The 21,072-nt window shown below is 60.1% G+C and carries 21 protein-coding genes; 16 read left to right on the top strand and 5 right to left on the bottom strand.

The window, feature by feature from the left end:
• Positions 1 to 6 precede the first annotated feature (6 nt).
• From QM685_RS04935 to QM685_RS04895, 9 genes are all read left to right on the top strand, one after another.
• Positions 7 to 900, top strand: a complete 894-nt coding sequence (locus QM685_RS04935; RefSeq protein WP_415113321.1) for a carbohydrate ABC transporter permease — start codon at positions 7 to 9, stop codon at positions 898 to 900.
• 57 nt (positions 901 to 957) lie between these two features.
• Positions 958 to 2,019 (top strand): ABC transporter ATP-binding protein, encoded by a 1,062-nt coding sequence (locus QM685_RS04930; RefSeq protein WP_415113319.1) that lies wholly within the window; start codon positions 958 to 960, stop codon positions 2,017 to 2,019.
• 113 nt (positions 2,020 to 2,132) lie between these two features.
• Positions 2,133 to 2,918 (top strand): HpcH/HpaI aldolase family protein, encoded by a 786-nt coding sequence (locus tag QM685_RS04925; RefSeq protein WP_415113318.1) that lies wholly within the window; start codon positions 2,133 to 2,135, stop codon positions 2,916 to 2,918.
• Between the two features lie 3 nt (positions 2,919 to 2,921).
• Positions 2,922 to 3,659, top strand: coding sequence for an alpha/beta fold hydrolase (locus QM685_RS04920; RefSeq protein WP_415113316.1), 738 nt, complete (start codon positions 2,922 to 2,924; stop codon positions 3,657 to 3,659).
• A gap of 8 nt (positions 3,660 to 3,667) precedes the next feature.
• Positions 3,668 to 4,972 (top strand): 3-oxo-tetronate kinase, encoded by a 1,305-nt coding sequence (gene otnK, locus QM685_RS04915; RefSeq protein WP_415113980.1) that lies wholly within the window; start codon positions 3,668 to 3,670, stop codon positions 4,970 to 4,972.
• A gap of 285 nt (positions 4,973 to 5,257) precedes the next feature.
• Complete coding sequence (locus QM685_RS04910; RefSeq protein WP_415113314.1) at positions 5,258 to 6,412, top strand: porin; 1,155 nt, start codon at positions 5,258 to 5,260, stop codon at positions 6,410 to 6,412.
• A gap of 88 nt (positions 6,413 to 6,500) precedes the next feature.
• Entirely contained in the window at positions 6,501 to 7,490 is a 990-nt protein-coding gene (locus tag QM685_RS04905) for an ester cyclase (protein ID WP_415113312.1), read from the top strand.
• 174 nt (positions 7,491 to 7,664) lie between these two features.
• A complete protein-coding gene (locus tag QM685_RS04900) occupies positions 7,665 to 8,675 on the top strand; it encodes a type II asparaginase (protein ID WP_415113310.1) in 1,011 nt (336 codons plus the stop codon).
• A gap of 143 nt (positions 8,676 to 8,818) precedes the next feature.
• Positions 8,819 to 9,871, top strand: a complete 1,053-nt coding sequence (locus QM685_RS04895; RefSeq protein WP_415113308.1) for an ester cyclase — start codon at positions 8,819 to 8,821, stop codon at positions 9,869 to 9,871.
• A gap of 643 nt (positions 9,872 to 10,514) precedes the next feature.
• Here the strand turns inward: QM685_RS04895 and QM685_RS04890 are convergent.
• From QM685_RS04890 to QM685_RS04870, 5 genes are all read right to left on the bottom strand, one after another.
• Complete coding sequence (locus QM685_RS04890) at positions 10,515 to 11,099, bottom strand: ATP-binding cassette domain-containing protein (RefSeq protein WP_415113978.1); 585 nt, start codon at positions 11,097 to 11,099, stop codon at positions 10,515 to 10,517.
• A complete protein-coding gene (locus QM685_RS04885) occupies positions 11,012 to 12,181 on the bottom strand; it encodes a hypothetical protein (protein WP_415113306.1) in 1,170 nt (389 codons plus the stop codon). The genes QM685_RS04890 and QM685_RS04885 overlap by 88 nt, the downstream gene beginning before the upstream one ends.
• A 42-nt stretch (positions 12,182 to 12,223) precedes the next feature.
• Positions 12,224 to 12,631, bottom strand: a complete 408-nt coding sequence (locus QM685_RS04880) for a hypothetical protein (protein WP_415113304.1) — start codon at positions 12,629 to 12,631, stop codon at positions 12,224 to 12,226.
• A 341-nt stretch (positions 12,632 to 12,972) separates the two neighbouring features.
• Positions 12,973 to 13,362: a LysR substrate-binding domain-containing protein gene (locus QM685_RS04875; protein WP_415113302.1), complete on the bottom strand. Its 390-nt coding sequence runs from the start codon at positions 13,360 to 13,362 to the stop codon at positions 12,973 to 12,975.
• On the bottom strand, positions 13,359 to 13,877 hold the full coding sequence (locus QM685_RS04870) for a LysR family transcriptional regulator (RefSeq protein WP_415113300.1): 519 nt from the start codon (positions 13,875 to 13,877) through the stop codon (positions 13,359 to 13,361). The genes QM685_RS04875 and QM685_RS04870 overlap by 4 nt, the downstream gene beginning before the upstream one ends.
• A 312-nt stretch (positions 13,878 to 14,189) precedes the next feature.
• Between QM685_RS04870 and QM685_RS04865 the strand changes: the two genes are divergently transcribed.
• From QM685_RS04865 to QM685_RS04835, 7 genes are all read left to right on the top strand, one after another.
• Positions 14,190 to 15,311 carry a porin gene (locus tag QM685_RS04865; RefSeq protein ID WP_415113976.1) on the top strand — a complete coding sequence of 374 codons (1,122 nt, stop codon included), beginning with the start codon at positions 14,190 to 14,192 and terminating at the stop codon, positions 15,309 to 15,311.
• A 98-nt stretch (positions 15,312 to 15,409) separates the two neighbouring features.
• A complete protein-coding gene (locus QM685_RS04860) occupies positions 15,410 to 16,204 on the top strand; it encodes a GntR family transcriptional regulator (RefSeq protein ID WP_415113298.1) in 795 nt (264 codons plus the stop codon).
• Positions 16,205 to 16,393: 189 nt separating this feature from the next.
• Positions 16,394 to 17,377: an ABC transporter substrate-binding protein gene (locus tag QM685_RS04855; RefSeq protein WP_415113296.1), complete on the top strand. Its 984-nt coding sequence runs from the start codon at positions 16,394 to 16,396 to the stop codon at positions 17,375 to 17,377.
• A gap of 36 nt (positions 17,378 to 17,413) precedes the next feature.
• Positions 17,414 to 18,412: a tripartite tricarboxylate transporter substrate binding protein gene (locus QM685_RS04850; RefSeq protein WP_415113294.1), complete on the top strand. Its 999-nt coding sequence runs from the start codon at positions 17,414 to 17,416 to the stop codon at positions 18,410 to 18,412.
• A 42-nt stretch (positions 18,413 to 18,454) separates the two neighbouring features.
• Positions 18,455 to 18,835: a VOC family protein gene (locus tag QM685_RS04845; RefSeq protein ID WP_415113292.1), complete on the top strand. Its 381-nt coding sequence runs from the start codon at positions 18,455 to 18,457 to the stop codon at positions 18,833 to 18,835.
• Positions 18,836 to 18,977: 142 nt separating this feature from the next.
• Positions 18,978 to 19,511 (top strand): tripartite tricarboxylate transporter TctB family protein, encoded by a 534-nt coding sequence (locus tag QM685_RS04840; RefSeq protein ID WP_415113290.1) that lies wholly within the window; start codon positions 18,978 to 18,980, stop codon positions 19,509 to 19,511.
• Positions 19,512 to 19,523: 12 nt separating this feature from the next.
• Entirely contained in the window at positions 19,524 to 21,068 is a 1,545-nt protein-coding gene (locus tag QM685_RS04835; RefSeq protein WP_415113288.1) for a tripartite tricarboxylate transporter permease, read from the top strand.
• The last annotated feature ends 4 nt before the right edge of the window (positions 21,069 to 21,072 follow it).

Below are 21,072 nucleotides of genomic sequence, written 5' to 3'. Positions count from 1 at the left end.
CCGTCCATGACCGCCAAACCCCTGCAGGACGGGCTCTCGTCCACTCACTCGCGCCCGGCGTCGGCCTATCGGGCACCCGCCGCGATCCACGCCCGGCTCGCGATGCTGGCTCGCGGTGTGGCGCTTGCGCTCGTCGCGCTCATCATCCTGCTGCCGCTGGCGTGGATCCTGTCGGCCGCGTTCAAGCATTACGTTGATATCTACCAGTTGCGCGTGTCGTTCAAACCGACGCTCGGCAACTTCGTCGAGATCATGCGCGAGCCGTTTCGCGTGCAGGCCAAGCTCGTCAATTCGCTGATCGTGTCGCTGTCGACCGTGGCCATTACCCTGCCGATCGCCGTTGCCGCGGCCTATTCGTTCTCGCGCTTCCGGCTATTTGCGCACAAGTCGCTGATGGTGGCGGTGCTGGCTACGCAGTTCCTGCCGCCCATCGTCATCGTGCTGCCGTTCTTTCTGATGTTTCGCAATCTCGGGCTCTACGATACTCGCACCGCGCTGATCGTCGTGCAGACCGCGATGGTGATGCCCTTCGCGATCTGGATGATCAAGGGCTTCATCGACCAGATTCCGGTCGATATCGAGGAATCGGCGCGCATCGACGGCGCGACGCGTCTGCAGGTGCTGTATCAGATGATCATGCCGATCGCCTTTCCGGGCATCGTCACCGCCGGCATCTTCTGTTTCATCCTGTCCTGGAACGACTTCATCATCGCGGTGATCCTCACGTCCGAAGACGCCGTGACGCTGCCGGTATCAATGGGCATGTTCAACCGCGAAGAGGGCGATCTGTGGCAACTGCTCTCCGCGACCGGGATCCTGATCATGGCGCCAATGTTCCTGTTTGCATCGTACATGCAGCGCTATCTGATCCGCGGTACGACGGCAGGCGCAGTGAGATGACGCGCGCCCGACACTGCCTCCGACTTCCGACGCTCAACTTTTATCAAGGCGACGTTCATGACTACCGTCACATTGAACCGAATCAGCAAGACCTGGGGTGGCTTCCAGGCCGTGAAAAATCTCGACCTGACGGTCGGCGAGGGTGAGTTTCTGGTGTTGCTCGGGCCGTCGGGATGCGGCAAGACGACCACGATGCGGATGATTGCCGGACTGGAGGATCCGACCGGCGGCGACCTGATGTTCGACGCCGAACGGATGAACGGCGTGCCGCCTCGCCAGCGCGACGTGTCGATGGTGTTCCAGAACTACGGCCTCTATCCGCATATGAGCGTGTACGACAACATCGCGTATCCGCTGAAGCTGCGCGGCGTTCCGCGCGAGCAACGCGATCGTGAAGTCAAACGTGCCGCGGACCGGGTCGAACTCGGGCATCTGCTCGCCCGCCGCCCCGCCGCGCTCTCGGGTGGACAGCGTCAGCGCGTGGCGCTGGCGCGCTCGATCGTGCGGCGCCCGCGTGTATTCCTGATGGACGAGCCGCTGTCGAACCTCGACGCGAAGCTGCGCGGCACGATGCGTGCCGAGCTGAAGCACCTGGCGCGCGAGCTTGCGGTGACCACGGTGTATGTGACGCACGACCAGGTTGAAGCGATGACGCTGGCGTCGCGCGTCGCGATCATGAAAGAAGGGGTGTTGCAGCAGATCGATACCCCCGATCACATCTACAACGAACCCGCGAATGCCTTCGTGGCGGCCTTTATCGGCGCGCCGGCGATGAACCTGCTGCACGGCGAAGGCCGGGGCCAGCAGTTCGTTCTGCCCGACGGCTTCGTCCTGCCGGTCGTGCCGCCGCGCAACGGACCGCTCACCCTCGGCGTGCGCCCGGAAGACATCGCGATCGGCCCGGATACGGCGCCGGGCGCCTTCGCGGCGGACATCTTCGCGTTCGAGCTGCTGGGCGACAACACGTTGATCACGCTGAAGCTCGGCGGCCAGCATTTCGTCGTCAAGGGCGACAAGGCAATCCGTTACGTGGACGGCGAGCGGATCGGCGTACGGCCTGAACCGTCCAGAATTTTCTGGTTCGACGGCACGAGTGGCGCGCGCCTGCGCACTACCTGAGCTGTCGGGCACGCGAACGCGTCGACGCGTGACGACTGGGAACGGCCGCAGAGGGGGCCGATCCGCCGGATGAACCCGTACGAACGCAGTACGAACGATGAGATAAAGAGAGCATGCGTCCTAATCTTGCAAAACAGAAGTTTCTCGCCGGAGAGCCGGTCATCAATGCATGGCTATCCATTCCGAGCAGCTATGCCGCCGAAATCGTCGCGACGCAGGGCTTCGACTCGGCGACCGTCGACCTGCAGCATGGCATGGTCGGCCTCGACGCTGCCCTCGGCATGCTGCAGGCGATCAGCATCACCGCGGCCACGCCGCTCGTGCGTTGCTCATCGCTGAACGGCGCGGAAATCATGCGCCTGCTCGACGCCGGTGCCTATGGCGTGATCTGCCCGTCGATCGATACGCCGGCGATGGCCCGCGAATTCGTCGCCGCGTGCCGTTACCCGGCCGTCGGCACGCGCTCGTTCGGTCCGGCGCGCGGTGCGCTTTATGGCGGAGCCGATTACTTCGCGCACGCGAACGACACGATCCTCGCGTTGGCGATGATCGAGTCGCAGACCGCGCTCGACAATCTCGAAGCGATTCTGGACACGCCGGGCCTCGACGGCATCTACATCGGGCCGAACGATCTCGCGCTCAGCCTGGGCGCCGAGCCGGCCGCAGAGCCGGGCGAAGTGGTGCAGCGTGCGATCGAACGCATTCTCCGCGCGGCGCGGGAGCGGGGACTGCTTGCCGGTATGTTCTGCAGCGACGGCGGGGCCGCCCGTCGCCGACTGGAGCAGGGCTTCCATCTCGTTACGCCCGGCAATGACGCGAACGCGCTCGCGACGGCCAGCAGTGCGCGATTGCTGGCCACGCGCGGCGGTAAGACCCCCGTCGCGGGCAACGGTTATTGAACCATGACTAACGCCACTCCACTGGTGCTTCTGCCCGGCACCTTGTGCGACGAACGGGTCTGGCGCGCGCAGATCGAGGCGCTGTCTGCCGGTCGCGAAGTGATCGCGCCCGTGCTCGGCGAGAAGCCAACGCTGGCTGAAGAGGTGGCGTCGCTGCTCGAGACGCTGCCACCGCGCTTCAGTCTCGCGGGTTTTTCACTCGGCGGCATCGCCGCCTTTGAGTTTTACCGGCAGGCGCCGCGGCGTATCGAACGGCTCGCACTGATCGCGACGAATGCGCGCGCGGATAGCGAAGCGAATCGCGCACCGCGCCGGCAGCTTGCCGCACGCGCGGCGGCAGGCGAACTGGACCGCGTGTTGCGCGACGCGCTGCTGCCCAACTATCTGTCGCCCGCGTGCGCGCGAAGCGACGTGCTGCTTCGCGAGATTGGCGCCATGGCGCATGCGGGCGCCGCGCGCTTCGCCCATCAGGTCGACTATGCCTGCGAGCGCCCGGATTCGCGGCCGTTGCTGCCTTCCATCGACGTGCCCGTCCTGATTCTGTGTGGCGAGGATGACCGCTTGAGCCCGCTCGAACTGCAAGGGGAGATGGCGGACGCGATTGCCGACGCGACGCTGCAGGTCGTGCCTGGCTGCGGACATTTCGTTCTGCTCGAAGCGCCGGCTGTGTGCAGATCCGCGTTGATGCGCTGGCTCGACGCCGAAACGAAGCTGGACAGCAAGTCGGGAGACGCACAGTGAAAGCTTCCATGCCACGGGCGGCGCCGTTGCTCGGCTGCATCGCCGACGACTTCACCGGCGCAACCGACCTCGCAAACATGCTCGTGCGCGGCGGCATGCGCACGGTCCAGACCATCGGCGTGCCGCGGATACCCGACGCCATCGACGCCGACGCGCTGATCGTCGCACTGAAGTCGCGCACGATTGACGCCGCCGAGGCGGTCGCGCAAGCGCTTGCCGCGCTCGCGTGGTTGCGCGCGCAGGGATGCCGCCAGTTTTTCTTCAAATATTGCTCGACGTTCGATTCGACGGGCGCGGGCAACATCGGCCCCGTCACTGAAGCGCTGCTCGACGCGCTGAAGGATCTTCCCGGAAGCGATTTCACGATCGCCTGTCCGGCATTCCCCGAGAATGGCCGCACGCTCTATTGTGGACATCTGTTCGTCGGCGACGTGCTGCTCAACGAATCCGGTATGCAGAATCATCCGCTCACGCCGATGACCGATCCCAACCTCATGCGTGTATTGCAAAAGCAGACGCATTCGAAGATCGGGCTGGTGCGCCACGACATGGTTGCAAAGGGGCCCGCCGCGGTGCGCGCAGCGTTCGATACGCTTCGAGCCGAACATGTGCGCATCGCTATCGCCGATGCAGTGAGCAACGCGGATCTGTACACACTGGGCGAGGCCTGCTCGGAGCTGGCGTTGATCACCGGCGGTTCGGGCGTGGCGCTCGGTCTGCCGGCCAGCTTCCGGAGCACGGGTCGGCTCGCACAGGCAGAGCCCGTGCGAATCGAGCCGATCGACGGACCGGCCGTCGTGCTGGCCGGCAGCGCATCGAGGGCGACCAGCGCGCAGGTCGCTGCGTGGCGCGCGAGCAGGCCCAGCTTCCGCATCGATCCGCTTGCGATCGCGCGAGGCGAGGCCGTGGTCGAGCAGGCGGTGTCGTTTGCTCATGGACATTTCAGCGGCGCGCGGCCGCAGCCCGTGCTGATTTACGCGACGACGACACCGGAAGCGGTAAAGGCAGCCCAGCGCGAATTGGGCGTGGCGCGTGCGGGGCAACTCGTAGAAGAAGCACTCGCCGACGTTGCGCGTGAACTGCACGCGCTCGGCGTGCGCAAATTCGTGGTTGCGGGTGGGGAAACTTCGGGTGCCGTCGTGCAGGCGCTCGGTGTGCAGGCGCTGCGCATCGGCGCACAGATCGATCCCGGTGTGCCCGCCACGGTAAGCACCGGCGAAAGACCGCTCGCGCTCGCACTGAAATCCGGCAACTTCGGCGCAGCGGATTTTTTTTCGAAGGCACTCGGATATCTCGACGAGATGAGGCCGTGACTCCGCAGAGGTAGCCGGGGGCCGAAAAGGTTCGGTCGACGGGGTTGCCCCGATCGTACCGGTCCCGCACGGAATTGATCTCCAGAAAAAATTGTTGAAACGAAAATAAGGATGTCTTATCGGTCAGATGATTTTTGATGATCCAGATGAGAACAGGCGGCCTCCTGTCTCGATGGCGCGATAGGGTTTTGGGCGAGGCGAAGTGAGTAATCCGGGAGACCAACGGTGGCGTCGGTCTGATGGGATGGCACCGGGTGAGATAGAAACAATCATAGGGACGACAACATGAAAAGAGCACACTTATTTATATCGTTGACGTGCTGCGCCGCGGCGGCGACCGCGCACGCGCAGAGCAGCGTCACCCTGTACGGGATCATCGATAACGGGCTGTTTTACACCAGCAATCAGGGGGGGAGCCCTGCGTACCAGATGCAAAGCGGCACCCTCAGTGCCAGCCGTTTCGGGCTCAAGGGCAGGGAGGATCTGGGCGGTGGCTTTGCGACGGTATTTGCGCTCGAAAACGGATTCAACGTGAACTCGGGCAAGGCCGGCCAAAGCGGACGACTGTTCGGGCGTCAGTCATGGGTCGGCATTGCGTCGCCGGTTGGCGCTCTTACGCTCGGCCGCCAGTACGATCTGGCGACGGACTTCGTTGGTCCGTTCGAGTCGGGTTATGCGTGGTCCGGCGGTCCGGGTACGCAACCGGGCGATCACAACAACTTCAACGGCAGCTTCCGGCTCAACAATGCGCTGAAGTTCGTGAGCGTGGATATGAGTGGCCTCAAAATTGGCGCAACCTATTCACTCGGCGGCGTGCCGGGTTCGCCGTCATCGAACAGCACATGGGGCATCGGCGTGACCTATGCCGCCGGGCCCTTCGCGGCGGCCGGAACGCTCTCGCATATAAATAGTCCGAATACGTCGGTTTTCGACGGCACGCCGACTACGGTGGGGGCAAATGTATCGGGTCTGAGTTTTTCCGGCTTCGCGTCGGCGCGTACGCTGCAGATCGCCGCACTGGGTGCGTCGGTGAAGTTTGGCGGATCGACGATCGGCGGCACGTATAGCAACACCGTCTTCAGGAATCTGGGCAGTGGCTCCGGACCGAACCCGGAGGGCTACCAGGGCACGGCGGTGCTGAACAGTTTCGAGTTGAACTATCGCTATCAGTTCACGCCGGCGCTGACGGCCGGCACCGCGTTTATCTACACGCGAGTGAATTCCGTGGGGGGCGCTCCCGGTGCGAACTATCGGCAGGTCAATCTGGGCACGGACTATCTGCTGTCCAAGCGTACCGATGTCTATCTGTTCGGCTACGGGCAATCGGCAAGCGGGACGAATTCGGTCGGGCAGGCTGCCGTGGCGCAACTCGCATTTACCGCGGCTTCATCCAGCAACCGGCAGCTCGGTATAGCGGCCGGCCTCAGACATCGCTTCTGACCGGCTGCATGCCGGATATTTAACATGACAGTCGGTGCACGCCGCGCATCGGCATTGGCTTGCACGACATCAGGCAGGGGGCGTTGACATGAACATCGAACTTGGCGCGTACAGTAGCGTGCCGGATTTTATCTACGGCATCACGCGTGAGATCTGGGAAGACCGCGGGATCGGCGGGAAACTGCAAAAGTATTATGCCCCGGACATCCTGTTGCGTGCGGCCACCGGCTTTACCGGCAGCAACGAAGGCGTCACGGCGCAAACGCTGCAGACCCTGCATCAGTTCCCCGACCGGAAACTGGTCGGCGAGGACGTCATCTGGACACCGCACGATGACGGTACCTTTCTGTCCTCGCATCGACTTACCTCGGTGATGCGGCATACCGGCGACGGCATTCTCGGCCGGGCACAAGGCCGCATGGTGCGTAGCCGCATCATCGCCGATTGCTGGGTGCGTGATCAGGTGGTGATCGAAGAATGGCTGGTACGCGATCAGGCGGCGTTCGCCCGTTGTCTCGGCATGGAGCCGCGCTCGCTCGCTCGCGACATGACGGATCGCGACATCCGCAACGGCGTGCCCATTGCCTATTTTGTGCCAGCGCACGACAAGCCGAGCCGTTATAACGCTTCGATTCAGGACGATCCGGCCGTCGGTCGCTATTGCAGCGTTTTTCGCCGTCTGTGGCACGACAAGGAAACGGCTGCGATCCGCGAGCTGTATTTCGAGGGCGCGGCCTTTCACGCCCCCGGCGGAGACGTGCTGTATGGTCACTCCGATATCGACACGTTTGCACTCGGCTATCTCGCTTCGTTTCCGGACGCAGCCCTCAAGATCGAAAGTGCGCGCGTCAATCGCGATCCGGAACAGCCGGTGCGTGTGGCGGTGCGATGGTCGCTGACTGGAACGCATAGCGGGTTCGGCCATTTTGGCGAACCGACCGGCGCGCCGGTGTACGTGATGGGCATGAGTCACGTGAACATGACCGGCAACAAGGTCATGGCGGAATACATGGTGACTGACGAAGTGTCGATCTGGAAGCAGATCTTCGCGCATGTCGAGAGCAGGGCGGGGGCGTGAACGGCATCGCTCGTCTGGCTGCGGTTTCCGGGCGCCGTTTCGCGAGCCGCGGAGTAATCGGCAACAATACCCGCGGTGGCCGTGAGGCACAGCGCCGAAGATGCCGGAATGACGTGTCCGGCAACGGATGCGCCGGATATCCATGCGGAATTGAACCCAGTAAGGAACAGGCTGATGAGAAGCTCGGCTAATACCCCGAACATGGCGCGCCGGATTGTCATACTCGGCGTCGGTGGCACGATCGCCGCATCGGCCTCGAGCGCCACGAAGACGCACGACTACGAGCTGACGGGGACGCTCGACACGGTTCTGGCGCAGGTGCCGCAACTTGGCGAGCTCGCTCGCATCGGCACTGAGCAGGTAGCGAACGTCGCGAGCCATGAGGTCGACAATGCCGTTTTGCTGCACCTTGCGAAGCGCGTGAACGAGCATCTCGCCGACCCCGCGGTAGATGGCATCGTCATCACGCACGGCACCGATACGCTCGAAGAAACTGCTTATTTTCTGCATCTCGTCGTGAAGAGCGATAAGCCCGTGGTCGTCACCGGTGCAATGCGTCCTTCATCCGCTCTTAGCGCGGACGGGCCGCTCAACCTGTATAACGCGGTTCGTGTCGCGATCCACGATGGCGCACGCGGAGTTGGCGTTCTCGTCGTACTGGACGAGCGCGTGGCATCGGCACGTGACGTAACGAAAACGCATACCAGCGCCACCGATGCCTTCCGGGCCCTCGATTCACCCGAACTCGGCGCGCTCGGTGGAGGCAAGGTTCTCTTTGCCGCATCTCCGTTGCGAAAGCACACGCGCGATACGTGTTTCGATCTCCAGGCAATCCAGACCTTGCCCCAGGTCGATATCGTCTATGGCTATCAGAATGGTGGAACCTTTTTCTTCAAGGCGGCCATTGAAGCCGGGTCGCGCGGAATCATTTTCGCCGCCACTGGCAATGGCAGCCTGTCTGAGGCGGCGAAAGCCGGCGCGCTGATGGCCCGTGAGCGTGGCATCGTGTTTGTCCGCGCGAGTCGCGTGGCGGCGGGTGCGGTCTGCGAGTGTGCCGACGATGCGCGCTATGACACCGTCGCGGCAGGCACGCTGAATCCGCAAAAGGCGCGCGTTCTGACGATGCTTGGACTCGCGCACGGCATGGACACCTCCGCACTGCGTCACGCTTTCGAGAGCTACTGAACTATCCGACGTTGCCATGACATTGCATTAGTGTTTTCAGCTCATCAAGCCAGGTGAATGACCTTTCGGCGAGTGATCGTGCGATGCGCCGGACTAGCGGCAATCCGCACGATAGCCGGCTGCTTTTATAAAGGAGTCTTTAAATGAACGAACAACTGACTGACATCAATCCCGCTGCTTATGCCCCGTACCGTGATCCGCGCGAATACATCACGAGCTGGACGGACAAGATCTGGATCACGCGAGGTCTCGGTCACCTGAAGGATCACTACGCGCCCGACGTCAAGGTTCACACCTGCTACGGCGAGACCTACGGCTTCGAGCACGTCATGCAGAATTCGCTGCAAAAGATGGTGGCGTTTCCGAATCGCGGGGGCGGCCACGACGATGTCATATGGGAGCAGCGTGGTCCGAACGGTTTTGTTAGTGCGCACCGGGTCTTCAATAACGCGACCCATCTCGGTCACTGGACTTATGGACCGCCGACCGGCAAGGACTGGGTGAATCGCGGGATGGCGCATTGCGTCGTGCAGGACAACAAGGTGGTCGAGGAATGGGTCATTCGCGACGAGTACGCCGTACTCGAGCACCTGGGTCTCGATCCGTTCAAGGTCGCCGCGCAACTGGCTGCCCATTCGCCGGTTCTCGGCAAGGCCATCGATGCGGGCGCCGGATCGGCACCCTTTGCCGGTCGCGTGAAAGATCCCGTCAGGGCAGGCATCTCGGGCGCGCGGCCGAACCGCTATGTGGCCGAATGCGAGATGATTGCCGAAATGTTCGAGCGTGTCTGGAACGGGCGTTTCTTCGACATGGTGCCGCGTTACTTTAGCGACACGATCGTCTGTCAGACGGTGCGGTTGCGAAGGGTGATGGGCATCGTGCCTTATCAGATGGAACTGATGAGCCTGCTTGCCGCCGTGCCTGACGCCAAGGTGGAAATTCGTGACTTCGCCGTACATGAGTCAGCTGACCTTGGCCTGCGTGTCGGCACGGTCTGGCTGCTGCGTGGCACCTATTGCGGATCCCCCGTGTATGGGCCGACCAATAACGCGCCGGTGAATATTCTCGGTTCATCGCACTTCGAGATTCGCAACGGCAAGATCATTCGTGAAGTGCGGATCTTTGACGAGATCGCAGTCATGGCGCAGATAGTCAAGGCAGGCCAGGAGGCAGTGGCTGAATATAACGCGAGGTGAAGCGGGGGCGCTCCGGTTGGCCCGAGGAGCCGCCCCTTTTCACGATTAAAGGGGCATGCCTACCCCGCGCAGGCAGCGTGATATTGAGACCGGGTTTCAATGCGAGGCTTTTGTTTGTCGTGGAATCAACTGGCCCGTTGAGTACAGTGACACTGGAGATAGCGCCGACACTGGTTAGATCAGACGCGAGGTTGACGTTTCGCACATCATAGCTGACCGGCTTAATGTAAAAGAACCGTCGTCAATATGCACGGTTTCTTCGCGTAAGGTGATGCGCCAGAAGGCCCCCTGTTGCAAAGCCTTGAGCGGTCTAATCGGCCACTGCACCTGCTCATGGACAAGGCATATGGAGGCAACGAGATGCGATCAGAAATCAGCTTGCCCATGTCGACCAGATTGATGAGATTGCCATCGATTAGCAAACGTCGCCATGGTTGCCGCTCATCTTTCCAGCGCAGCATTGCCCGAAATTGTCGAAGGTCATAGGAGGTTCAAATCCTCTCGCCCCGACCAGAAAAATCAAAGGGTTACGGATGGAAGTCCGTAACCCTTTTCGGTTTTGTAATCGACGCTTCGGCCTTCCTCTGCCAGCATCGGGTACGCGCGCTTCCACGAAGTTCGTTACCCCGATCGAGGCCCCGTCCTAACACGCAAAGCTGATTCGTCCTCGCCCACCCGGGTGTTCAACCGTCCCCATCGGAATACCATAAATCTCGCCGAGGATGTCATCCTTCATGAGTTCGGCGGGTGAGCCTTGCGCGATTATTGTGCCGCCCTTCAGGGCAATCAGGCGGTCGCAGAAACGTGCCGCCATGTTGATGTCGTGCAGCACGACAACGACAGTTAACTCGCGCTGGAAGCTCAGTTCATGAACGAGTTTCAGCACTTCAATCTGGTGCCCGATGTCGAGCGCAGAGATGGGTTCATCGAGCAACAGGCAATCGCTATCCTGTGCCACCAGCATCGCAATCCATACGCGCTGACGCTCACCGCCGGACAGACTGTCCACCGCGCGGTCTGCGAATCGCGCCGTGTCGGTGAGCACCAGGGCTTCATCGACCTTCGTGGCATCCCGCACACTGAAGCGTCCCAGTGCGCCATGCCAGGGATAACGGCCCAGTGATACGAGCTCACGCACGGTCATTCCGTCCGCGGGCGGCAACTGCTGTGGCAGATAGGCAATCTTTCGCGCGAGCTTGCGGTTGTCCCATTCGGCAGACCACCGGATCCCCCTTCGTCGACTTCGACCAGATACGGCTTGCCTCCGACCGAAAATGAGATCGTATGTTGGGCGATGCTGCCGTCTCGAACCGGCACAGTTGAGATTCTGTGCATTTGCGCATTGGGGAGCCGGTTTTGCACCTCGCTGGTATCGACCACAAAGAACCCGTTGTCGCCATTCGAGTTCATGTTGTTCAGCGGCGGGGCACCGGAGCCGGCGGCCGCGCCGCCGTTACCGATCGCGACAAAGTACGCACGCGTGCCGTCCCGGCTTACGGACAAACCGTGGGGATTCGATCCGAATCCCAGATCGGACATGCTGATCGCGGAGATGACTTTCGGTCGCGTCGGTATCATCAGATCGACCGCGTAATAGGATTTCGCCGTGGGTGAGCCGATGTAATACGTAAAACTGTCAGGGGAGAAGCCACCTTCGTGACCCAGCGGTTGTGTGCCCGGCGTGATGCCGCCATCCGTTCCCGTGCCGACGGCGATACTGGCAAGAAGTTGCGGCCGGGTGCAGTCCGCGGAAACGTCGTACAGATCCATTTCCGGGCCGCCGGCGCCTGCAAGTCCGTTATCCGTTGCCAGGATCCCGCGTGCGTCGTTCACGCGCAGCGACTCCCACGGATCGATCATCGCCGTGGACGTCAATGAGCTCACGCGGACGGGGCGCGCCGGGTTGGTGATGTCGATCACCGGCACCCCCGGATTGACGCGCGCTGGAGCGGCGGGATTGTTGAACACCGGGGTTGCGCCCATCGTCGCATGATAGAAGCAGGTTTGCCCCTTCCTGTCGGAGTAGGTCGCGGCGGACCACGATGCGCCTTCGCCCTGAAGCTGGCTGACGAGTTTCAGATTGCAATTGAAGCCGCCGAACCCCGCCTGGCGAAGTGCGGCCGGCACTTGACCCTGTAGCGCGGTTTCGGGCGTGTCACCCGACGCGCAGCCTGGAACTCGCGGGACGACATAGTTCGCAACGGAACCGGTGGACGTGGTAGCCGCTGTGTCGTCGGATCCGCCGCCACAGCCAGTGAGGACAAACAAGCCTAGCGATAACGCGATCGCCACTCGCATCTGTAATTGCATCTTTGTCTCCTCTTCGTTGTGTATTGTCATGAACCTGTCTAATCAGGATTTCGGATAAATCTCGATAGTGGCGACTTCAATCTGTTCACCGGCCTGGGTATGAAAATGAAGCGAGAAGCGACCAGTGATACCCACGGGGAGAATATCCAGAGACTGATCTTTTCCGGACGCACATGCGGCGATGGCACCCGGTATTTCATGAACCATCAAAACGCCGGTCTGTTGAGAATGAAAGTTGATATGTACTGGCCTGCCTTCGCGAATGACGATCACCGGCCGTTCCCAAGGCTGCTTGTCCACACTGGCATAGACGGAGAAAACCTGTTGATCTAGAGGCTTCGGGGAGGCCGAGGACAGATGCTTTGCGACACCGTAGCCGAGCACCAGCGCCGCTGTAGCGGCGATCAATGCGACGGATCGACTCCAGCCTCGCGAGTTCTTGCTGGCCATGCCGGTTTTCGTATCATTAGCGATCACGCGACTTATGTTACTGAGCGCCATGGTGCAAAGATATCTGGTAATTGCGCATTGTCGGAAAATTGCGCCCGGAATAACCCCAGTAGCTGCGTTTAAACGGGGCCGACAATAGTGGCGTACGAAACGACGCTCGCATGCATGGAAGCACGGCGTCCAATTCCGCAAATTGACGTCGGTTTCGCGACGCGGAAACGTGCGTATGACATTGGTTATCGGCAGACGACTTTGCCGGGAGCGGATACGGCGAGTGGCCGGATCGCCGTGCTTTTCCGGCCCATTGCGTCATTGCATTGAATTGGCAATGTCCGCGAATTTCACGAACGGATCGGGTTCCGGGGAGCGTCGAGGTCCCTGAACAACCCATGCACCAGCGCACGCAACCAGCGAATTGCGGCATCGTCGTGAGAGCGCTTGTGCCAGTGCTGGCGAAGCCGGAATGTGGGTGAATCGAATGGCAGCGCGTGCACCGTGATGCCGCGAGTATTCAGGAATAGCTCGCCTGTTTCCCGCGGCACGATGACGATGAGATCCGATTGCGAGACGATCTCGAGCAGGCTCAGAAAGCGCGATACCTGAAGCGGCACCTTTCGCACGATCTTCTTTTCCGCCATGTATCGCAGGATGATTTCCTGACTTCGCCCCGGCGTTGCTACATCGACATGCGAAGCGGCAAGGAATCGGGTCATCGTCAACCTGCCTTTCACATGCGGATTGTCCTTTGCCGCGATAGCAACAGGTCAGGATAATTTCCGACGGCCAGATCCACATCGCCGGACTCCAACTGTTGCTCGAGCGCCGACGGTGTCAGTGAGAACACGCGCAGTTGCAGTTGTTGTCCGTGACTACGAAGCGCGCGCATCAAGGGCGGCGTAAAGAAACTCTCACCGACCTCGCTCATGGCGATGCGGAATTCGTGGTTCGAACTCGCAGGGTCGAATATCGCCGGGATGAGTAGATCGGACTGGATGCGTTGCAGGACATCGCGCACGGTTTCCACCATCGACAACGCGCGCGGTGTCGGTTGCATGCCCGACTTGACGCGCACGAACAGTGGATCGCCGAAGGCCGTACGCATCTTGAGCAATGCATAGCTCATCGCCGGCTGGCTCAGCCCCAGTTCGCGCCCGGCAACAGTCACGTTGCGATGCCGGATCATCGCGTCGAACACCACCAGCAGATTCAGATCCAGCGTCGGGTTGCCGCCGATTGGGACAGCCACGACAGAGGTGAAAGTACCAAAGTCGATTGCGCCAGGGCGTCGTCTGTCGTCTGGATGTATGGAAATTTTAATACTGAAAAATGTTTACATTAATCATAAAATGTTCGACACTTCGCTTCGAGCCTTTACGCAGGATGAGTCCACTTAACAGGGACGGCAATCGAACGCGAGTCGGCGCGCAGCAATTGAACAGAAGCGTTGTGGTGCGAGATCCGGACGAAGCACATGGATCGCCCTCTATTCCTCAGACATAAAAATCAGGAGACTTAAGTGGATACCTGTACTACGCGAAAATTGGTTTGCGCTGCCGCAATGGGAGGGCTCGCGAGCGCGGCACACGCTCAAAGCAGCGTGACCTTATATGGCCTCATCGACGCTGGCATCAGTTACGTGAATCATGCCGAGAACTCAAGCGGTGGGAGTTCCAGCCTCGTGAAGTTCGATGACGGTATCAACGGCGGCAACCGATGGGGGTTGAAAGGCGCGGAGGATCTCGGCGGCGGCTATAAGGCGATCTTCACATTAGAAAGCGGCTTCGGCCTTGGTGACGGAACGGCCAGTCAGGGCGGCGCGCTATTTGGACGACAGGCGTTTGTGGGGGTGTCGAAGACCGACGTCGGTTCTTTCACTATGGGTCGGCAATATCCGTTCTCACATGACTATCTGAACCGCTATTCGACCGGTGGTCTTACGGCGGGCGATGCGTACATGTATCACATCAACACGCTCGACCTGCTTACGTCGGTGCGGATCAACAATTCGGTCAAGTTTGACAGCGTGCGTATGTATGGCTTCAAGGTCGGTGCCATGTACGGGTTCTCGAACGCGGCGGGCGAGTTTGGCGGTTCGAACGGCATAAACGGCAACGGAGGTTCGTCACGTTCGTACAGCTTTGGTGTCGATTACCGCAACGGGCCGTTCAGCATGGCCTTCGCATACACGGACATCACGTATCCGCTCCAGGAAGTGCCGCCGCTCAAGCTAACGCTGGCGAACCTCGATCCGCTCGGCGAGCGGGATTTGCGTACTCTTGGTATCGGCGCGAAATACACGTACGGCCCAGTGCTCGGTTACGCGTTGTGGACCAATACACGTCTCGAGAACCTCGATCACAGTGCGGCGACGTTGAACATTTATGAAGGTGGCTTCGTGTATCACGTCAACGTGGCGCTCGCCGCGGCGCTCGGCTATACGCGCACCCAGGTCACGGGTTCTGCCAGTGGTACATGGAACCAATTCAATAGCAGCGTCGAGTATTCGCTGAGCAAACGCACGAGCGTGTATGTGCTCGCCATCTATCAGAAGGCGTCAGGTTCAAACGACGGTGTTCCGGTGCAAGCGCAAATCGGAAAAACAACGACTTACTTCGGCAACTCGGGCAGCGACGCGCAGAATCAGCTCGCGTTCCGGATCGGCATGCGGCATCGCTTCTAGGCGACGTCAGCATGATTTCCGTTTGACGAGCGCGAAAATGTCAGGGTGCGGGCTCGCTTCAGAGCCTTACAGCATGGGCTGTGTGTTGGGAGTTGTCGGTGAAAAGTAAAGTGTTGACATTTTTCATGATGACTCATAGACTGGCTTTCATGGATACCGATCACAACCCAACTACCGTCTCATTGGCCGATTTTCGGGCACACACGCTGACCGGCGTCGTGCAGCACGAGATCGAGCGAATGATTTTGAGCGGCGAACTTAAGCCGGGACAGCGTTTGAACGAGAAGGCGGTCGCCGACAAGCTTGCGGTCAGCCGTGGCCCCGTGCGGGAAGCGTGCCGCGCGCTTGCCGAACTTGGCCTCGTCTATCTGATTCCGCAGCGAGGCGTATTCATTCAGCGCGTGACTCGGGACGACGCCATCGAGGTCTACGATTTGCGCGCCGGGCTTACTGCGCTCTCTGCGTCACTCCTTGCGCCGATCCTGACGAAGGAGATGGCGGCACAGCTCGACAAGTTTGTCGACGAAATGCAGGATGCGGCCGAAAAAGGCGACTTCTCGCGATTCGATCCGCTGAATCTGGAGTTTCACGATTACATCGTGCGCTCTACCGGCAATTCACGACTCATCAAGCTGTATCGCGGTTTCGTGAAGGAATTTCATCTGTTCCGCGTACACGGACTGGTACAGCGCGGTGCATTGTTGCAGTCGAACGAGGAGCACCGGGAAATAGTGAATGCACTCAAGGCACAGAATGCGGGCCTGAGCTATGAAACAAGTTTCAGTCATGTTTCGAAGGGCAAAGACCGCATGCTGCAAGCTCTTGACGGGATGACGAAGTCCGGATCGACTCCAGATGCCGAAGCGAGTAGGACCAGCGACGAGATCGTCTGAAGATCCAAAGCTTGCAGTGAAGTAACGGAGTGATTCGCCAACGTCAGTTGGCGAATCGACTGGCACTCAAGTAGTGCTGTAAGTTTAATCAAATTGATTTGCACTCCAGATAAGTCCATAGAATCAACAAAGGTGTCTGCTAAGGTCGTCCCCCGAGTGTTCCTATCAGTCTACGGTCATCAATTCTCTATGCTCGAACTATCGTTGGCTTGTCAGATTAACGACCGAACCCGTGCGCTCATTGATCGCAAGGTCGAGATTGAAGGTTGTACGATCAACTTCGTGCATGGGCCCGCGGAAGAGCTTTTTCAGCGAGCATTCCGTCATGGTGAATTCGATATGTCAGAACTGTCACTTGGCACACATTTGCTGACAACGGCACGCGGCGAAAGTCGCTATATCGGCGTGCCTGTTTTTTTATCGCGATCGTTCAGACATTCCGCCATCTATGTGCGCAGCGACCGTGGCATTGATTCGCCGCAAGCACTCAAAGGGCGACGCATCGGCGTGCCGGATTTCCAGCAGACCGCCGGAATCTGGGTGCGTGGCATGCTCGCTGACGAATACGGCGTTGACAGTCGCGACGTGCGCTGGGTAGTCGGTGGGCTTGAACAGGCGGGACGCGAAGCGCGTGTGCCGTATAGCCTGCCGCCCGATATCCGGGTCGAGCCAATTGCCGCGAATCAGACGTTGGCGAAACTGCTCGAAGCAGGCGAACTTGATGCGGTGATCGCACCGAGGCCCCCCTCCTGCTTCGGCCACCATGAATGCGTGCAGCGTCTCTTTCCGGATTTTCGTGTGAAGGAGGAGGCCTGGTTCGCCAAGACGGGTCTGTTTCCACCAATGCATGTACTCGGCATCCGGCGCTCGCTCGTCGAACGGCACCCGTGGCTTCCAGTCAATGTGTACGCGGCATTCAGGATCTCGCGAGACATGGCGCTTGCGGAACTTGCGATTACGGACACGTTACGTGTGATGCATCCATGGATCACGTCTGAATACGAACGCGTAAAAGCGCTGATGGGAAGCGACTACTGGCGATATGGCATATGCGAGAACCGCGTTGATCTGGACACGTTGCAGCGCTATGCACGTAACGACGGACTGATCCAGCAGGACGTGCCGATCGAATCGCTCTTCGCGTCCAGTACATTCGACGGATTCAATTTCTGATATTGCGAAAGAGTATGAAGAACAGGAGACGATGTAATGAGAAGGAGACGTGGAAAAAGAGGAGTAGCGTTACTGCTGTGCGCCGCGGTGTTGATTACGCGCGCCACATTTGCCATCGCGGACGATGGTTGGCAGCCCCACAGGCCCATTGAGATTGTCGTGCCAAGCGCGCCCGGGGGTGGCCTCGACCTCGTTGCGCGCACGCTGCAAAGCGTCATTCAGCAGGAGAAGCTGTCGAACAAGCCAGTCACGGTGATGAACCGGCCTGGTGGAGGCGGCACGGTCAGCATTGCTTATATCAATTCGCATTCAGGCGATGGTCATTACGTCAGCGTACAGGCGTTACCTCTCATCACGAACCGCATCACAGGTCTCAGTACCGTGGGTATCGACGACGTGACTCCGTTGGCGGTTTTCGTCACGGAACAGGTCGTGTTTTCTGTGCCAGGCGATTCAGCGATAAAGACGGGCCGCGATCTGGTAGCGCTGCTCAATAAGGATCCGTCCGCGGTAACGCTGGGCGTGTCGAGTTCGCCGGGAGGACAGAGCCACGACGCTGCCGCGCTCGTCGTCAAGGGCGTGGGGCAGGATCCGAAGAAGATGAAGGTGGTGTTTTTCGATTCCGGCGGTGAGGCGCTCACTGCGTTGATGGGCGGTCATGTCACGGTTGCGGCCACGCCCGCAGGCGTTGTACTTGGTCCGAGTCAGGCCGGACGTGTGCGCCTGATTGCCATACCTGGTGGCACACGCCAGGGCGGTGCGCTCGCGAATGTGCCGACGTGGAAGGAACAAGGTGTCGACGTCGACTTTAGCACCTGGCGAGTACTCGTTGGACCAAAGAACATGAGTTCGGCCGAGGTTGCCTGGTGGGACAACGTGCTCAAGAAGGCAACTTCCTCACCGGAATGGGCGGCAGCAGTCAAACGCAATCTGTGGACCGCCGACTACCAGAACAGCACGCGCACACGTGCATTCCTTAAGAGCGAGCGAGATCGTCTTACTCCACTGCTTACCGACCTCGGCCTCGCAAAGTAATGCAATTTTTCAACCTGCAGTACCTACGACATGGAGAACCATATGTCACGCATCGTTCACCTTGCAGTCAAGGTCGATGACCTCGAGGCGGCTACCCGTTTCTATACCGAAGTTTTTGGTTTCAAGGAAGTGAAGACGGGGCGTAATCGCCAGCACATTTCGCGGCACATGACAGATGGCCATATCGACTTCACGCTGATGAAGTACGACAGCGAGGACTCGCATGAAGCACAACTGGCCGGCGCGGGCCCGCGTTTACATCACTGGGGCGTCACCGTCGATGATCAGGAACTCGCTGCGGAGAAGATCAAGCAGTACGGCGGCGAAATCCTGTCAGCGAAAGGCGAGGGTGCACTCAAGTTCCGTGCGCCGGACGGCACGATCGCTGAAGTCGTAAAGCCTGGCCGTTACAACGAAAAGTAAATACTGGAAGAAGGGCGCGAGCGGTAATCCGGGTCTGCGAGTCTCGTGCGAACGACGTCTGTTCGGTCGTGCTCGCGGAATCATCCGAACCGGCGACGGCCGCCCTGCCGGGCAGTCGCGCCGGAGTCGAACTGGAGGAGACATGAAAAGCATCAAGGGCGATGTGTGGCTCGCGTTTTGCGTGTTCGCGCTGGCCGCCGTTTATCTCTACATGGACGTTCGCCTGCCGGAGGTCCGCCTGAGCGACCCGCTTGGACCAAAAGCGTTTCCAGCGCTCGTCGGCGTGGGCCTGATCGCATCCGCGCTGCTTCTGCTGCTGGAAACGCGCAGCAGGAATCAGGTTCAGCACGACGAGTCGACGTCCACGAGGTTCGCGCCCGATTCCGCAAGCAATGTCACCGAAGCCGGTGCACAGGTACATCCGACACCCGAAAAGAGGGCCCATCCGCTGATCCTGATTGCAATGGTGGCATGGACGTCGCTCTACTATCTCGCGTTCGAACACGCTGGCTATCTGGTGGCGACGGTGGTGTTCCTGTTCGGCTTGCTCGTTTATTTCAACCGCAAACGATTCAAGCTGAATCTCGCTATCGCTGTAGGTGTCACAGTGGTTTTCGATGTGCTGTTTTCTCAGCTTCTCGGCGTTCCGTTGCCGACGGGCTTCCTCCCTTTTTGAGGCGCTCGTATCATGAATAGTCTTCAAGGCATTCTGCACGGACTCGCGATCGCAGCGACACCTGCGCATCTGTTTTATACACTCGTCGGTGTGTTCATCGGCACGATGATCAGTCATCTGCCGGGCATCGGACCGTCAGCGGGCATTGCGCTCCTTATACCAGTCACATTCGGCATGGATCCCACTTCTGCGCTGATGATGCTTACCGGCATCTACTACGGATGCATGTATGGCGGCGCGGTGACCGCGATTTTGCTGAATACGCCCGGCGACGCCGCCGCTGTGATGACCGTGCTCGACGGCTATCCACTCGCGCGAAAAGGCAGAGCGGCGGCGGCGCTCGCGATCGCGGCGGTCAGTTCATTCATTGCTGGCATGATCGGCGTCACGCTGCTGTCCTTCGTTGCGGCGCCGCTCGCCGCAGTCGCGCTGCATTTTGGTCCCACTGAGTATTTCGCGCTAATCTGCTTTGCACTGTCTACGGTCGGCGCGCTGACCGGCAACTCGCTCGCCAAGGGCATGATGGCCGTGTTCATGGGACTTGGCCTCGCGACGGTCGGCATCGACCTGCAAAGCGGTGTACCGCGTTTCACGCTCGGGCTTACCCAATTGCAGGATCGCGTGAACTTCCTGGTCGTAGTGGTGGGTCTCTTCGCCGTCGCGGAGGTGAGCCGCATGGTCGAAGGAACCTTGGGCGGCACGATGCACACAGTGCGAGTGGAGGGCAAACTGTGGTTCACGCGTGCGGAATGGCGCCGGGCACGTCCTGCGATTTTCCGTGGCTCGTTCATTGGTTTCATCTGCGGAGCGGCGCCAGGACTCGGCGGCACGCTTGCCGCGATGCTCTCCTACGTCTTCGAAAAGAAAATCTCGAAGCATCCGGAAGAGTTCGGGCACGGCGCGATTGAAGGCGTTGCTGCGCCGGAAGCCGCGACCAATGCGGACACCTGTGGCGCATTCGTGCATCTGCTGGCTCTCGGCGTGCCCGGCTCCGGAGCTACGGCGGTGATCATGGGCGCGTTCGTCATGTATGGCATGCAGCCCGGGCCGATGCTGTTTCATTCGCAACCCGACCTCGTGTGGGGGCTGATTGCGAGCATGTACATCGGCAACATCATGCTGCTCGTGCTGAATCTGCCGCTCGTCGGGATACTGTCACGCATTCTCTACGTGCCGCCCGGCGTACTGCTGTGCGTGATTCTCGTGATCGCGTCAGCAGGGGTGTACTCGTTCAATAACGACGTGTTCGACCTGTTTCTCGCGCTCTTCTTTGGCATTGTCGGCTACGGATTCCGCAAGTTCGACATACCGAAAGCACCGCTGCTCTTCGGCCTTATTCTTGGCCATACGTTGGAGCAGTCATTTCGCCAGGCGCTGACCATTTCGAATGGCGATCCGAGCGCGTTCGTGCGCAGTCCTATTGCGGCAGGACTGCTTGCCTGTGCGGCAATCAGCGTGATCGCTTCGGTTTGGAGTCGCCGCAAGCAATCAGCGAAGCTGCTGCACCAGGTACAAAAGCAGGTGGCCGAACACCGGCTCGTGAACGAGCGCCATTGAGCAT

The organism is Paraburkholderia sp. (assembly GCF_047605525.1).
GTDB lineage: Bacteria > Pseudomonadota > Gammaproteobacteria > Burkholderiales > Burkholderiaceae > Paraburkholderia.
Note: the sequence above shows the minus strand (reverse complement) of the source record. Positions and strands in the feature narration are given on the sequence as shown.

Coding starts and splice junctions, on each gene's coding strand:
- QM685_RS04935 (WP_415113321.1), top strand. CDS start 7: ATGACCGCCAAACCCCTGCAGGACGGGCTCTCGTCCACTCACTCGCGC.
- QM685_RS04930 (WP_415113319.1), top strand. CDS start 958: ATGACTACCGTCACATTGAACCGAATCAGCAAGACCTGGGGTGGCTTC.
- QM685_RS04925 (WP_415113318.1), top strand. CDS start 2,133: ATGCGTCCTAATCTTGCAAAACAGAAGTTTCTCGCCGGAGAGCCGGTC.
- QM685_RS04920 (WP_415113316.1), top strand. CDS start 2,922: ATGACTAACGCCACTCCACTGGTGCTTCTGCCCGGCACCTTGTGCGAC.
- otnK (WP_415113980.1), top strand. CDS start 3,668: ATGCCACGGGCGGCGCCGTTGCTCGGCTGCATCGCCGACGACTTCACC.
- QM685_RS04910 (WP_415113314.1), top strand. CDS start 5,258: ATGAAAAGAGCACACTTATTTATATCGTTGACGTGCTGCGCCGCGGCG.
- QM685_RS04905 (WP_415113312.1), top strand. CDS start 6,501: ATGAACATCGAACTTGGCGCGTACAGTAGCGTGCCGGATTTTATCTAC.
- QM685_RS04900 (WP_415113310.1), top strand. CDS start 7,665: ATGAGAAGCTCGGCTAATACCCCGAACATGGCGCGCCGGATTGTCATA.
- QM685_RS04895 (WP_415113308.1), top strand. CDS start 8,819: ATGAACGAACAACTGACTGACATCAATCCCGCTGCTTATGCCCCGTAC.
- QM685_RS04885 (WP_415113306.1), bottom strand. CDS start 12,181: ATGCAATTACAGATGCGAGTGGCGATCGCGTTATCGCTAGGCTTGTTT.
- QM685_RS04880 (WP_415113304.1), bottom strand. CDS start 12,631: ATGGCCAGCAAGAACTCGCGAGGCTGGAGTCGATCCGTCGCATTGATC.
- QM685_RS04865 (WP_415113976.1), top strand. CDS start 14,190: ATGGGAGGGCTCGCGAGCGCGGCACACGCTCAAAGCAGCGTGACCTTA.
- QM685_RS04855 (WP_415113296.1), top strand. CDS start 16,394: ATGCTCGAACTATCGTTGGCTTGTCAGATTAACGACCGAACCCGTGCG.
- QM685_RS04850 (WP_415113294.1), top strand. CDS start 17,414: ATGAGAAGGAGACGTGGAAAAAGAGGAGTAGCGTTACTGCTGTGCGCC.
- QM685_RS04845 (WP_415113292.1), top strand. CDS start 18,455: ATGTCACGCATCGTTCACCTTGCAGTCAAGGTCGATGACCTCGAGGCG.
- QM685_RS04840 (WP_415113290.1), top strand. CDS start 18,978: ATGAAAAGCATCAAGGGCGATGTGTGGCTCGCGTTTTGCGTGTTCGCG.
- QM685_RS04835 (WP_415113288.1), top strand. CDS start 19,524: ATGAATAGTCTTCAAGGCATTCTGCACGGACTCGCGATCGCAGCGACA.